General features: G+C 34.5%; 11 protein-coding genes. 10 read left to right on the top strand and 1 reads right to left on the bottom strand.

Annotated elements, in window-relative coordinates:
- The first annotated feature begins 7 nt into the window (after positions 1-7).
- The 3 genes from WA325_RS09735 (at position 8) to fdhA (ending at position 1,911) form a co-directional block, all read left to right on the top strand.
- Positions 8-256, top strand: a complete 249-nt coding sequence (locus tag WA325_RS09735; RefSeq protein ID WP_336183548.1) for a DUF2651 family protein — start codon at positions 8-10, stop codon at positions 254-256.
- Positions 257-451: 195 nt separating this feature from the next.
- Complete coding sequence (locus WA325_RS09730) at positions 452-622, top strand: hypothetical protein (protein ID WP_024123503.1); 171 nt, start codon at positions 452-454, stop codon at positions 620-622.
- 62 nt (positions 623-684) lie between these two features.
- Positions 685-1,911 (top strand): formaldehyde dehydrogenase, glutathione-independent, encoded by a 1,227-nt coding sequence (fdhA, locus tag WA325_RS09725; RefSeq protein ID WP_336183547.1) that lies wholly within the window; start codon positions 685-687, stop codon positions 1,909-1,911.
- A 32-nt stretch (positions 1,912-1,943) separates the two neighbouring features.
- On the opposite strand, the gene WA325_RS09720 is transcribed toward fdhA, so the two are convergent.
- Complete coding sequence (locus WA325_RS09720; protein ID WP_326325109.1) at positions 1,944-2,357, bottom strand: hypothetical protein; 414 nt, start codon at positions 2,355-2,357, stop codon at positions 1,944-1,946.
- A gap of 184 nt (positions 2,358-2,541) precedes the next feature.
- Here WA325_RS09720 and WA325_RS09715 point away from each other — a divergent pair, with 184 nt between their 5' ends.
- The 7 genes from WA325_RS09715 to WA325_RS09685 all read left to right on the top strand — a co-directional run bounded on the left by WA325_RS09715 (position 2,542) and on the right by WA325_RS09685 (position 13,303).
- Positions 2,542-2,712 carry a CxxH/CxxC protein gene (locus WA325_RS09715; protein ID WP_003236479.1) on the top strand — a complete coding sequence of 57 codons (171 nt, stop codon included), beginning with the start codon at positions 2,542-2,544 and terminating at the stop codon, positions 2,710-2,712.
- An 80-nt stretch (positions 2,713-2,792) separates the two neighbouring features.
- Entirely contained in the window at positions 2,793-3,272 is a 480-nt protein-coding gene (rlmH, locus tag WA325_RS09710; protein ID WP_336183546.1) for a 23S rRNA (pseudouridine(1915)-N(3))-methyltransferase RlmH, read from the top strand.
- Between the two features lie 35 nt (positions 3,273-3,307).
- Complete coding sequence (gene drmE / locus WA325_RS09705) at positions 3,308-5,644, top strand: DISARM system-associated protein DrmE (RefSeq protein ID WP_336183545.1); 2,337 nt, start codon at positions 3,308-3,310, stop codon at positions 5,642-5,644.
- A gap of 15 nt (positions 5,645-5,659) precedes the next feature.
- Positions 5,660-9,001 carry a DISARM system helicase DrmA gene (gene drmA, locus WA325_RS09700; protein ID WP_336183544.1) on the top strand — a complete coding sequence of 1,114 codons (3,342 nt, stop codon included), beginning with the start codon at positions 5,660-5,662 and terminating at the stop codon, positions 8,999-9,001.
- Entirely contained in the window at positions 8,991-10,775 is a 1,785-nt protein-coding gene (locus WA325_RS09695; RefSeq protein WP_336183543.1) for a DUF1998 domain-containing protein, read from the top strand. Before drmA ends, WA325_RS09695 begins: the two co-directional genes overlap by 11 nt.
- 23 nt (positions 10,776-10,798) lie before the next feature.
- Positions 10,799-11,443 carry a phospholipase D-like domain-containing protein gene (locus WA325_RS09690; RefSeq protein ID WP_336183542.1) on the top strand — a complete coding sequence of 215 codons (645 nt, stop codon included), beginning with the start codon at positions 10,799-10,801 and terminating at the stop codon, positions 11,441-11,443.
- Between the two features lie 393 nt (positions 11,444-11,836).
- Positions 11,837-13,303 carry a DNA cytosine methyltransferase gene (locus WA325_RS09685; RefSeq protein WP_336183541.1) on the top strand — a complete coding sequence of 489 codons (1,467 nt, stop codon included), beginning with the start codon at positions 11,837-11,839 and terminating at the stop codon, positions 13,301-13,303.
- Positions 13,304-14,026 lie beyond the last annotated feature (723 nt).

The following is a 14,026-nucleotide window of genomic DNA, read 5'->3' as shown; positions in this document are numbered from 1 at the left end:
TTCCGGCTTGGGAGCCGTTATACTGCTCATCGTTTTTGTTTTTCCGATGATATCGGGCGTAATTGGTGCAGCGGGTTATTTCATATGGAAGAGAGTTTGGATTGGTCCGCTCATCGTCTTTATTGCGAGTTTGATATTGTTGTTTACGTTAGCCTCTGGCAACAGTTCATTCATGTTTTGGGTTGTGCTTTATACTGCAATTGCGTTAGCAGCCAGTGTTGTCACATTATTTCTCAGGAAATTATTATTCAACTGACCGCTGTTTATGAAGAGACTTGTGAAGTCTCTTTTTCCTGTTGCACAATTTGATACATATCAATGATAGAACGTTGTCCAGCCTCCATCTAAACGAGGTTCAAAACTATAAATATCGAATAGCCTTTTCAAACAAACAGGTGTTAATTACTGTAAAATGAATATGTAAAATGGATGCAGATAAAGGAGGAAGCATATGCGCACCAAACGGGTCATTCTTCTGGCTGTTATCATCGGCATCATCTCGGCGGTTGTTGTGTTCCTGTTGAATGGAGGAAAATTGGACTGGTTTGACCTCATCGGAACCATTATCGGCTGCTTTCTTGGCATATTTGTTGTTGTAAGAATACAGAAAAAGCAGGCGTGAAAAAGGGAAAGGGTCATGCCGAACCGAAGTCATGTTCAAGGACGCAAAGTCCAAACACATGAATGGGAGGAATGGCGTTGACAGGAAACAAAGCGGTTGTGTACAAAGGCAAAGGAAACGTGGCGGTGGAGGATATCGGCTATCCGGAGTTAATCTTGAAGGACGGGCCCGGCGTTCCGAAGGCGAATGTGAATCGGAAATGTGAGCACGGGGTGATTTTGAAGGTGATTACCACAAACATTTGCGGAAGCGACCAGCACATGGTCAGAGGCCGCACGACGGCGCCTGATGGCTTAGTGCTCGGGCATGAAATTACGGGAGAAGTCATTGAAACAGGTCGGGACGTTGAATTTATCAAAAAAGGCGACATCGTATCCGTTCCCTTTAACATTGCCTGCGGACGCTGTGTGATGTGCAGAACGCAGAAAACGCATGTGTGCCTGAATGTCAATCCGGACCGGCCGGGATCGGCTTACGGTTACGTCGATATGGGCGGCTGGGTCGGCGGGCAGTCGGAATACGTCATGGTGACGTACGCCGATTTTCAGCTGTTGGTCTTCCCGGATAAAGAACAGGCGTTAGAAAAGATTCTCGATTTGACGATGCTGTCCGACATTTTTCCAACCGGATTTCACGGGGCATATACAGCGGGCGTGCAAACAGGTTCTACCGTTTATATCGCAGGAGCAGGACCTGTCGGCTTAGCCGCCGCGCACTCCGCCCAGCTCCTTGGCGCTTCCACAGTGATTGTAGGCGATTTGAATGAAGACAGACTGGCACAGGCCAGAAGCTTTGGCTGTGAAACGGTCAACGTGCAAAAACACGACCGCCTCGGCGAACAAATTGAACAAATACTAGGTGAACCAACCGTTGATGCCGCAGTGGACTGTGTCGGCTTTGAAGCATCTGGACACGGCAGCCAAGGAGAAGCGCCGGCCGCCGTACTGAACTCGATCATGGACGTCACCCAGGTTGGCGGAAGTCTCGGCATTCCAGGCTTATACGTGACCGAAGATCCCGGTGCAAAGGATGCGGACGCCAAAACAGGCTCTTTAAAAATCCGCTTTGGACTCGGCTGGGCCAAAGCCCACACCTTTGTCACCGGACAAACACCCGCTATGACATACAACCGCAATTTGATGAAAGCGATCCTGAGCGGCAGGGCGCAAATCGCAAAAGCCGTCAACGCCACTGTCATTTCTCTGGACAATGCGCCAAAAGGATACAGCGACTTTGACAAAGGAGCGGCGAAGAAATTTGTGATTGATCCGCATGGAACATTGAAATAAAAAAAAGCCGGCCGTTCAATCGAACGCCGGCTTTATTGCTGATAATCGGTTTCTTCAAAGCGATCTCCTGATTCGTCTTGGACGATTAAATTCCCTTCAATTTTGTCCAGTCCAATCAAAATATAAGGGTTTTTCTCATTTTCCTCGGAAGCCGGCTTTCGCTTCACAGTCACAATCGTTTCTTTAGGTGAGTATTTGACGTCTGACACCTCAAGCTTCTTATCCTTCTCGCTGCTTCCGAGAGAGACCACGACCATTTTTTTGCCTTCTGATATGGTGAAGACTTGGTATCCTTTCACATCATCATGTGTTTGAAGGTAATTTGCGTATAATTCTAGCTCGGAACTCCCTTCACCGATCCGATCCTTCTCTAACACCCAATAAGACGGCTGACACCCAGCAAGCAGCAACATGATCACAAAAAGCCAGACCCATCTGAAGCGCACATGCAGACCTCCCCAAACATCGGTTACATCCAAACTAACATACGGGCGAAATAGAGTCATCAACAGCTTGTTTGTCGATTTGTGGATAAAACTCAGCCCGAAGCACTACTAACATGTGAATAAATAGGTTATATTGGGAAGAGAATATTTGCAAAAATGCAAGAAACCATCGGAGGATTTGAACATGAAACAAACGTATTATTCCTGTGAAGAACACATCGAAACCGTGCTGGATATGTACATAGACGACCACGAGCTGCCGCCCGAAATCAGAAAAATCGAACATACTAACAGTTTATCCACAGCCTGTGAATTATGTGGAGACCCCGCAGTATATATAGTGGGGAACGAATGATCTTACACAAAATACAGAAAAGATATCCACAATTGTGGACAACATATATGAATAACTTGTTTTTAAAGTGGGGATGACCTGTGAATATCAATATTGTGACAATCGGAAAACTAAAAGAAAAATACCTCAAGCAAGGCATTGAAGAATACACCAAACGACTTTCGGCCTACGCAAAAATCGACATCATCGAACTCCCGGACGAAAAAGCACCGGAAAACCTAAGCGACCAGGACATGAAAATCATAAAAGACAAAGAAGGCGACCGCATCCTATCAAAAATCAGCCCCGACGCCCACGTCATCGCCCTCGCCATCGAAGGAAAAATGAAAACATCCGAAGAACTAGCCGATACAATAGATAAGCTGGCTACATATGGAAAAAGCAAAGTCACCTTCGTCATCGGCGGCTCACTTGGATTGAGTGACGCGGTGATGAAGCGAGCGGATGAGAAGCTGTCGTTCTCGAAGATGACGTTTCCTCATCAGTTGATGCGGTTGATTTTGGTGGAGCAGGTTTATCGGTCTTTTCGGATTAATCGTGGGGAGCCGTATCATAAGTAAAGAAAATTAAATATTACTTGAAAGGAGGCTAAACAATGAAAGTACTTAATACAATACTTGTTAATGAGTTGAATAAATATATTATTCAATTTTTTGAAAAAGAGTGGATTAATAAAAAGAATTCAGTTTTTATATATCCTAATATTGAAATCTTTTTAGAGCTGATAATAAGTTGTGTATATAATTTAGAAAAAAATTTAGAATACAAAAAAAATCTTAGTAAAAGGTCGAGTGTTTTAATAATATCTAGAAATCAAAAACTAATTGAAAAAATTAAAGAAGTAAATGTAAAAACTTCTGATGTTTTTGTGCAATGTAATAGGTATCACAAAGTTTTAAATGAAAATGGATTTTTTTGTGACATGAATGATAAAACTTATTCAATGGTTTATTGGAGGACTTATTTATCTAGATATTTTAACAATAAAATTCCAGGATCAATACCATTGTACTATATTATGCCAGTAGCAAGGGGGCGGAAAAATTTCAAACCCATCTCCCGAGGAGAACGTAATACATTGGGGAGAGTGGATAATATTCAACCGCCAACTTTTACATTTTCAGATACTATAAAGACCTTAGAAACAAAGGAGTTACAAGAATTTGATTATATTTTTGTCGATGGAAATAGTATTAAAGGTAATATAGATGTTTTAGTGAAGAGAAATACACCATATTTTATTTATTTAGATAACCCTTTAGATATAAGGACACCATATTTACTCAAAAAAGAAAATAAAAACTATATATTTGATAATTTTGAGTTGAAAAAATTTGTAGATATTGAAAAAAAAGTTAACCTACCTAGCTCTGATATTAATGAAATCAGTTTTAAGTATATTGAATCTCAATTTGAAGACGCTTTAGAGGAAGCATTCGAATTATTACAGAAGTTACAAAGGGATAATTTTAATAGTAGTGATTTAAAGATTATAAGAAGTTTACTATACAACTCAATTAGAATGACAATTGAAGGTGTAGAATATGATTTTATTGCTACCTTTGATCCTCAATATAATAGTATTAAAAATTTGATTAAAGAATTAAAAGATAGTGATTTTAGATATGAGAATTTAGACTTTGAAAGAATTATTAAATTAATAGAAGATATTTTTAATAAGTATCAATTGGATACGGTTTCTCCTAAATATGAAACTTTAGAGTTGATAATAAATAAAGCAATAAAAAATAAAGAAATCATTTTAATTGTAGCGTCTGGGAAAATTGACAGCTTGGGATTAAAAGAGAAGATTTCTTTAAATTTAAAAGTAGATATTTCCGATCTGGAAAGTAAAGGTATATATATAAAAAGCTATCATGATGTAAAAGATATTCAAAGTGGAAATTTCGATGCAGTAATTTTAACATCAGCTATCAGAGTGAGTGATTTGGATCCTATTTTGAGGAACTTAGGTAAAAAAATGATTGTACTATTGTATCAGCTCGAAATAAGAGAATTAAAATCTAAATTTAATATGTTGTCTGACATTGATAACGAATTCCCTCTTTCAGATTTTAAAAGAAATAATGAAACAATATATCAAATACTCTATAAAAAAATTAAACGTATAGATATTGATAGACATAAAGAGTTAAATATTAAAATAGATAATATTTTAGATTCAATCAACAGAATTAAATTAGACCTATCCGATCGTTTAAGTAAGCCATATGTATTCGAAAATGCTGTCAAAGCCAAATTAGTAACTTTCACTGATGACTCTAAAATGTTTATACGACCTGGAAATGCAGTGAGGTATCTTATAAAAAGTAAAAAAGATATTAGGAAGGATCATTTAAAAAATTTAAAGGGAAATGAAGAAATATTAATTATTAATAATGATATTAAAGAAGATTTATATACAATCTTTATTGATAATGTAACTGAAAAAAATTTGTCAAAACTCCACTATAAAAATGTTCGGGAATGGAGAAATTTATATGAAGATAAATTCTTTTTTCTTAAATTAGATGATAATAAACTTTATAAGAAAATGATTGCACTGGGTTGGGATAAATCTACAAAAAATGTATTAAGAAACTGGCGATCAGGATATTCTTACGGCCCAAGAGATTTAGAAGATATTAAGATTTTAGGTAAAGCGTTAGATATAAATGTTTTTATTGATGATGCTGAGCACTATTATAAGTCAATGGAACATATAAGGATTGAGAGAAGAACCGCAGCAAGGTTGCTTAATAAAATCATTTATTTATCAAAAAGAAGTATTGATACAAGCGATAGTGTTTTTCTTGAAAAATATAATTTGTCTTTGGAAGAAGTTCAAGAAGCGATTAAAATTAAAAAAGTGGCTTCAATATCAGATGAAACTTATAAAGTCAAGACTTCTGAGATTGGCTGCATTTTCTAAAAATGAGGTGGAGAAATGGATAGACATAAGTATTCAGAAGTACGTGATATCTTTGTTAAAGAATTAAAGAGAGATTTAATTGGCCCAGAATATAATGATGCAGATGTTTTAACAGAAGATCCTTCACAAGCTTATTTAACCGGAATGTTATGTCCTGTGGATTCAGAAGTCGAAGAAATAGAAGAATTAGATGAGCCCCATTCAGAACTAATAATTCGATCTACTATTGAGAATGAGAATACAGAAACTGATGAAGAAACAAAAAACGAAAAAGTTGGAAATGATAAAACGAAGAGGAGACAAAATTCACTAGGTTTAAAAATGTATACCGATAAAGAATTGAAAAAATTAAAAGCGATAATTCGATGGGGAGAATACAAAAAAGATAAAAGGTTTGATGAAAAGTCTAATAAAGAAATTCCAATATGGGTTAGAAAAGTAATTAATCATACTATTACAATTCCTTTAGATGAGGATTCTTATAAAATAAATCTTCCCAAGAAGGGCATGTTGGAAAATATTCAGTTACTGTTAAAAAAAGTAAGTATTGAAGGCACTACCAATAATCTTTTATCAATTTTTTTGGTGAATAAAAACATTGATAAAACGAAAAAAAAATCAATTTACCAAGTAAGTATGGAAATATCCGGTGTTGATAATACAGCTATCTTTATACCAGAAAACCTTGCGAGGAAAGATAAGTCTGATTTTCAAGAATATTTATATAGAAACAAACCAATTTTTGCAAAAGGTTTCGGGTGTGCTGCAGAATGGTTTAATTTCAACTCTAGAAATGCCAGTGTTATAAAAACATCTTTTATACCTACCCATGAAGTTGAAGGAATGAGTACGGAACTTCCTTATGATTCGAAATACGGAAATCTGCCAGACGATTATTTTTCAATTAGAAAGATGGCAATAGAGCAAAATCCATGTACTTTACTAGATAAATTGAATAATTTGGCGGATCGATATAACAACTGGATTAATGATTTAAGATTTGATTCTGTAGAAGATCAAAAATCTGCGAGTATTGTTATGGATAAGTGTGAAGATTCCCTCAGGCGCATTAGAGATGGTATTGCTATACTTCGTAATAATTCTAAAGCCTATAAAGCTTTTATTTTTATGAATGAAGTTATGCATACTCAAATAAGTATGAAGAATTACTCAAAAAATAATCAGATAACAACGTTAGAGGCTGAACTTGCGAAGGAGAATTTTAGCTGGAGACCTTTCCAATTAGCATTTATCCTCCAAAATATTAGAGGAATAATAGATCCATCTTCTAAAGATAGGGAGTTAGTAGATTTATTGTGGTTTCCAACTGGTGGGGGTAAGACTGAAGCATATTTAGGTATCATAGCATTTTTACTGGGGTACCGTCGTCTTACTAGAGATGAGGTAAGTTCCTACAATAAAGATGGTGGCGTAACTATCATTTTACGTTATACACTAAGGCTTTTAACTACACAACAAAGAGATCGTCTTACGAGATTAATTTCAGCAGCAGAATATCTACGTGTTCAAGATCAACAATCATTTGGTGAAAGTGAGTTTTCAATAGGATTTTGGGTTGGTGGACAAGTTACTGCAAATAAGCTAGAAGATTTACAAGAAACAAGATATAGACAGGCATGGCAAGTCAAAAAGGAATATGAAAAAATAGAAAAACAAGTTATCGAATGCCCTTGTTGTGGTTCAAAAGATCTTAAGTTTGAATACTTACCAAACAACGATGTAAACACTAAAAAAACTGGAATTGAAATTTATTGTGAAAACATTAAATGTTATTATCATAAAAATCATATACCGGTTTATCTAGTAGACGAAGAAATTTATCGTAAAGCACCATCAATAATAATATCTACGGTGGATAAATTAGCAAGGTTACCTTGGGATGAAAAAACGGCTAATATTTTTGGAAGGGTAGACCGTTATTGTGAAAAATGTGGATATATTGCAAATGGTGAAAGCCATAAGACTCGACATAATAATCCATCATCAAAAGTTTACAAAGTTAAAAAATTCTATCCACCAGAATTAATTATTCAAGATGAACTTCATTTAATTACTGGACCATTAGGAACAATATATGGACTTTATGAAATGGCTGTAGAAAATTTATGTACTGCTAAAATAAATGAAAAATTATACCCTCCAAAATATATTGCTGCCACGGCTACAATAAAAAATGCAGGAGAACAGGTAAAGAAAGTTTTTGGACGTTTATCTTCAAGTCAATTTCCTCCTTCGGGTTTAAGTATCGAAAACTCTTTTTTTGGTAGAGAACAAAAACTTGAAGATTTTCCTTTCCGTTTATACACAGGTGTTTGTGTTAGCGGTCAATCAGTGAAAACTGTAGTTTTGAGAGTATTTGCAGTTCTACTTCAAGTATCTGAAACCATTATCCAAGACCCCAAATATGCAAAATATTTAGATCATATCGACCCGTATCGTACATTAATTGGATACTTTAATAGTATTAGGGAACTGGGTGGAGCTGTTCGACTATTAGATGATGACGTTCGAAAACGAATTCAAAGATTGAAGAAAATTTATGGGTTTCCTAAAGAGAGATACATTGATAATGTGGAAGAATTAACATCACGAATTCCATCGTATAGAATCCCACAAATTCTTGAATTACTAGATAAATCAACAGGTAATAATGAACTTGATGTTGCGCTGGCAACCAATATGATATCGGTTGGAATGGATGTTGATCGCCTTGGTTTGATGGTTGTAAACGGACAGCCAAAACAAACCTCAGAATACATTCAAGCATCTAGTCGTGTAGGGCGTAGTAAACCTGGTCTTGTAGTTACAATATACAATCCTTATCGCCCCCGAGATTTATCACACTATGAAAATTTTAAAGGATATCATAGTAGATTATATAACTATGTAGAAGGTACGACGGCAACGCCATTTGCTGCACGTGCAAGAGATAGAGCACTACATGCTTCATTAGTAGCAATATTGAGACTTAAAAATAGAGATTTAGCCAATAACAAAGATGCTATTAATATTCGTTCTATAAATTTAACTGAGTTAAAAGGAATTATCAAAAAAAGAGTGTCTATTTCAGATAATAAAAACTTAACAGATACATTAAATGATTTAAATATTCTTTTAGATCATTGGCAAAACTTAAGCGTTACAGAACCGAGTCTACAGTATTATTTCTACCCTTCTCCTGAGAACCTTAAAAAGAATGAAGTTAGATTATTATCAAGATTTAATGATCGGACTCCTAAAATAAACATTGAAAGAGACACTTTAGATGCTATGAGACAAATTGAGGCATCATCTAAGATTTATATACAAGAAGGGTGGTATAAAATTGAAAAATGAAGTTGGTGAAGTACGTCCAGGTCAATTAATAACAACATATGGCCCGGGTGCAATAATGGATTCTATTAACGACTCATTAGTAATTCTAGATATTAATTATTGGGGAGATAACCTAGAAGAAATTTATGATAATCGTTTGTCTGATTTTTTAAGAAAAGATTTATTTAAGAAAATACCTACCAATGGAAAGAAAGATTTACCTTCTATTCCTTTTCCTAACTATCATGTTTGTTCAAATTTAAAATGTAGAAGATTATTTGACATAAGAGAAAACTTTGATATGAAATCATATTTAGAGAAGGGACCATTGTGTCCTAGGTGTGGCAAAAAAGCTTATCCTTCAAGATTTGTAGTTTCTTGCAATAATAGCAAAGAACAACATTTAGATGATTTTCCATGGCAGTGGTGGGCACATAAAAATTCGGAAATTGAAGATTGTGATGGAGAGTTACAATTAACAAGTAAGGGGAGTGATTCCAGTTTAAAGTCTTTGATAGTTAAATGTTTGAAATGTGGTAGTGTTAATAATATGAGTCAAGCAACACGTGAAAAATCGTTCACTGATTTAAAATGTACAGGGAATCACCCTCATAAAATGAATACTAAAGATAAAGAACCATGCGAAGCAAACGTAATTCCATTACAACGAGGCGCTTCAAATGTTTATTTTCCAGTCCTGAGAAGTGCAATTTCCATTCCCGTCTCAGAAGAAAAGGTTGAAGAGTGTTATGAGTTTTTTATAAGGGTATCAAAGGAGCTAGAAATTGCTGAAAGTCATGGTGGAGAAAGTGGATTAAAATTTGCATATTCAATGAAAGAAGAGGCTCAGAGTATATTTGATACTTTTGAAGAGTTCTTAGCAGATTGGAGTAAATTTAAGATTGAGAAATCAAAAGCTGCTAGAGATTCAGAGGAGATTAATAAATATGAACAAATTAAAGAAATAGAGTATGATGCATTAGTTGGTTTCACCGGTTCGATTCAACAAGGAAAAGATTTTAAAGCTGAAGAAGAAAGAGTTCCTTCTGATCTAACAAAATATATTAAACGAATTGTAAAAGCTCAACGATTGAAGGAAATACTGGTGTTACTTGGGTTCACTAGAAATGATATTCCAGAACCAGATGTAAAAGAACCGAGAAGTATTGTTTGGCTAGGGGATACAAATACAAATTGGCTTCCAGCCGTTGAAATTTTCGGCGAAGGAATTTTTGTCGAATTTAATCGTGTATCATTAATAAATTGGGCTCAATCCAATAAAGAAGTTTTTTCACGTTCCGAAAATTATAAAAAGATGTATAAAGCCTATTTAGATGAGAAGGGTTGGAAACACCAAAGTGAGAAAGATGTTATTTTTGTATTAATGCATACGCTGTCTCATTTATTGATGAAAGAAATGTCTTTACAATGTGGGTACTCTTCATCTGCTCTAAAAGAGCGAATTTATTATAATGAGAAAATGTCAGGAATTCTTATCTATACAGGCAGCTCAGATCAAGAGGGGTCACTAGGAGGACTTGTTGAAATGGGGGAAATAAATAATTTTAGAAAATTGTTATTAACCTCTTTAGAAGAAGCAAAATTCTGTTCTAATGATCCTAAGTGTTCAATGCAAGAGCCAGAACAAGGTAATTATATTAACGGAGCTTCATGTTTTGCTTGTACAATGCTACCAGAGACTGCTTGTGAAACAGGGAATATGCTATTAGACCGGTCACTACTTGTTAATACAATGGAGAGTAATATTACCCCATTTTTTGAAGGGCTGATTTAAAAGTGCAGACAAGACTATACGTGTTGGCTGAGGAATTAAATAGCTTTATTCGAAATGAAGATATCTATGGGGAAGATGCTATTATTAAAGAATTAAAAAAAACTTTCCCTAATTTAGACATAAACGATTTAAACAACATTATAGCGTTATTTAAGCTGCAAAATAAAACGTTTGAGAAAGAAGTAATCTCAGCTGAATTAGTAGCTACAGTTCCAGCTTTAATACACAGCAAGAAAACAAGAAGAACAATAGGTGTATTGAGAGAGTATATTCATGCTTCAAAACACACTATATTAATTACGGGATACACTATTTCAGAATTTGTAAACGATTTGATTCAACTTTTGAACAAAAAAGCTTCTGAAGGCGTAATAATTAAGTTTTTTTTAGATAAGCATGTAGATGAAAATTTTATTAAATCTATTGTTGAAATAAATAAAAACTTTAAAATCTACAAATTAGTCAACTCTAAAGTTTACTCAAATTTGCATGCTAAAATTGCTGTGTTTGATAATAAACACGCCTTAATTTCATCATCAAATTTATCTTATAATGGAATAATAAACAATATAGAAATTGGTAGTATTTTGCATGGTGAGGGGGTTAGAGAATTAGAGACATTATTTGAGGTAATGCTAGAATGGGAATTTTTTGAAAAAATTAATTGATAATAGGACATTAGTTATAGATTATTGGATATTTCAATAAACGGCTTTTGCGTTATTAATAAAAACATAAAATTGATTCTGAACTATTACTAACTGTCAAAGATCTAGCCTTCAATCAAGCAACGTTTAAGGTCGTTATTTTGGTCGGTTTTCTGTTGAGCGTTCTATGTTATTATAAAACAAAAAGTTTTAGGTGTAATCAGCTTCGGATATCTTTATGATGGTCATACTTTATGATATAAGTATGACCATCATTTATTAAAATTAACGATCAGTTGACAATTGTGCTAAACTGATTCATAAAGAATGTTCGTAAATATTGGTTCACATAATGCAATCTAGATTACTGCATTGTTAAGGACGTATTTTTAGTTTTTTAAAAGGAAGAAAAGAATGAAAAAAACATTGAGAGTGCTTGATCTATTTGCTGGAGGAGGAGGATTTTCAACTGGTTTTTTACAGGCTAATCATCCAAATCTAAAATTTGAAATTATTAGAGCGGTTGAAATAAACCAAGCTGCCTCTGATACTTTACGTAGTCATTTGGGATCGGAAAAAGTTATTCAAGGAGACATCACAAATTCTGATGTAAAAAAAGAAGTTTTTCAGTCCTGTGGGGACATCGATGTGGTGATTGGCGGTCCTCCTTGTCAAACGTTTTCACTTGCTGGTCCTGCTAGATCCGGTACAAAAGAAATGAGAGAAAAATTAAAGAATGATCCGAGAAATACTTTATATAAACATTTCATTGAAATAGTAAATTATCTTAAACCTATTTTTGTAGTGTTTGAGAATGTAGAAGGAATGTTATCAAAAAAAGTAGATCACGAAGGTGTAGAAAATAAACAAGTACAAGTAATTGAATTAATTTGTGATGAGCTAGAATCAAAAGGCTATTCTACAAAAGTCGAAAATAGTTTATCTGAACGGTTTCAGGTATTAAATGCAGCTGATTTTGGGGTTCCGCAACACAGAAGAAGAATTTTTATCATTGCAAATAGACTCGGAATTGACTCGCCTAGGTTGAAGCCTACTCATGGACCTGAAGGGTTTCCTTATAAGACAGTTGGAGAAATTCAGCATCTTCCAGTCAGGTTGCCTAAAATTTCGATATCAGAGAAACTTAAGAATATCGATATTATTACTGATAATTATAAAAAGAGTTTAAGTTTGTTTATAAAGAATATCAAAGAATTGGCAGATATGAATAATCACTTTGGTAGTCGGCAAGGACTAAAGAAGCTCTATCATAAATTAAATAAAGAGTACAAATTAATAAAAGATAAAAAAACGCACAAATTCAATAACCTCTTAAGCTTTTTAGAAAAATATAATGATCTGGTTAATGATTGCGGAATCAACACTTTTGGAGACAATAAATTTTTGGCAAATCATCAATCGAGGGAACATAATTTTCGTGATATTGTTATTTTCGTCGGAACTAAGCAGGGAAGTAACTCATCACGTTTTATGAACAGAGATTCTGAAGACTATAATGAATTTTTGGATACTCTATATCCTTATAATCGGAATAAACATAGAGACACATATGTAAAGCAGAGTTGGAATAAGCCATCAAATACAATTTTGGCACATATGGAGAAGGATGGACTTAAATTCATTCATCCTGAGCAGCCAAGAACTTTAACTCCCTATGAGGCTCAATTATTGCAATCATTTCCATCAGATTACACTTTCTGTGGGAGAAGAAATGACCAATATCGCCAAATAGGTAACGCTGTACCACCAAAACTTGCAAAAGTCATCGGTGAATCAATACTTTGTTCATATGATAAGAGTAAAATTACTACAAGTCTTGTTACGTTGAATTCAGGTGAGTTGTATAATAACTTAAAATAACTTTTTGCCTCAACACCATTATAGATTATAGTATTCATACTTACTTACAGATCTAAGAAGAAACATAATTAAATTATTCTACAATTAAATTAGACGACCAAGAGTAAGTATCTTGGTCGTTTTAGTTAGAATCCATTTCATTGCCGAAGCCCCCCCAAAACTCATTAATCGTAACTCCTATTTTACATCTGATACAATGTCATCGCGTAAATAAACAATTTATTGCTTACGTTTTAGCATCTCACTTCCAGTTTTTAATCTTCCGGATGAATGGAAGATTAAAAACAATATCTTTGTTCAAATAAGTAACGATTACTTTGTTGGAATAGGAGTCTTCATAGCACAGGTTCGGCAGTTAATGTGGCAGGCCGATTTTGACAAAATTCACCCTCGTTTGGTTTTCTCGGATTCAATTGTCGGTTTAATTCAAAGATAATTATATAGTGACAAAAGCAAAGACAAAAACAAAAACCAGATACTAAAGTTCGTGAGGAAATGTCATCTCGACTATAATTTGTTCATTCCGTTTTTCCTCGCGGAAGGCATTTGCTTCTTCCATTAGTAATACCCTTGACGTGAGAACTTGTCAATCTCATATAAAATCTGGACAGAGAAGCTTTCCTCTTGATTTAGTTCTGAAATTGCAAGATATTGATCTTCGGACCGAATCTGACTGAGAACCGCCTACTATTGATCTTTTTCAACTTTATCTGCAACCCCATT

This window comes from Bacillus sp. 205(2023), from assembly GCF_037027485.1.
Classification (GTDB): domain Bacteria; phylum Bacillota; class Bacilli; order Bacillales; family Bacillaceae; genus Bacillus; species Bacillus halotolerans.
The sequence above is the reverse complement of the archived record's forward strand: the minus strand, read 5'-3'. Positions and strand labels throughout refer to the sequence as shown.

Coding starts and splice junctions, on each gene's coding strand:
- WA325_RS09685 (WP_336183541.1), top strand. CDS start 11,837: ATGAAAAAAACATTGAGAGTGCTTGATCTATTTGCTGGAGGAGGAGGA.
- WA325_RS09715 (WP_003236479.1), top strand. CDS start 2,542: ATGAAACAAACGTATTATTCCTGTGAAGAACACATCGAAACCGTGCTG.
- drmE (WP_336183545.1), top strand. CDS start 3,308: ATGAAAGTACTTAATACAATACTTGTTAATGAGTTGAATAAATATATT.
- WA325_RS09730 (WP_024123503.1), top strand. CDS start 452: ATGCGCACCAAACGGGTCATTCTTCTGGCTGTTATCATCGGCATCATC.
- fdhA (WP_336183547.1), top strand. CDS start 685: ATGGGAGGAATGGCGTTGACAGGAAACAAAGCGGTTGTGTACAAAGGC.
- drmA (WP_336183544.1), top strand. CDS start 5,660: ATGGATAGACATAAGTATTCAGAAGTACGTGATATCTTTGTTAAAGAA.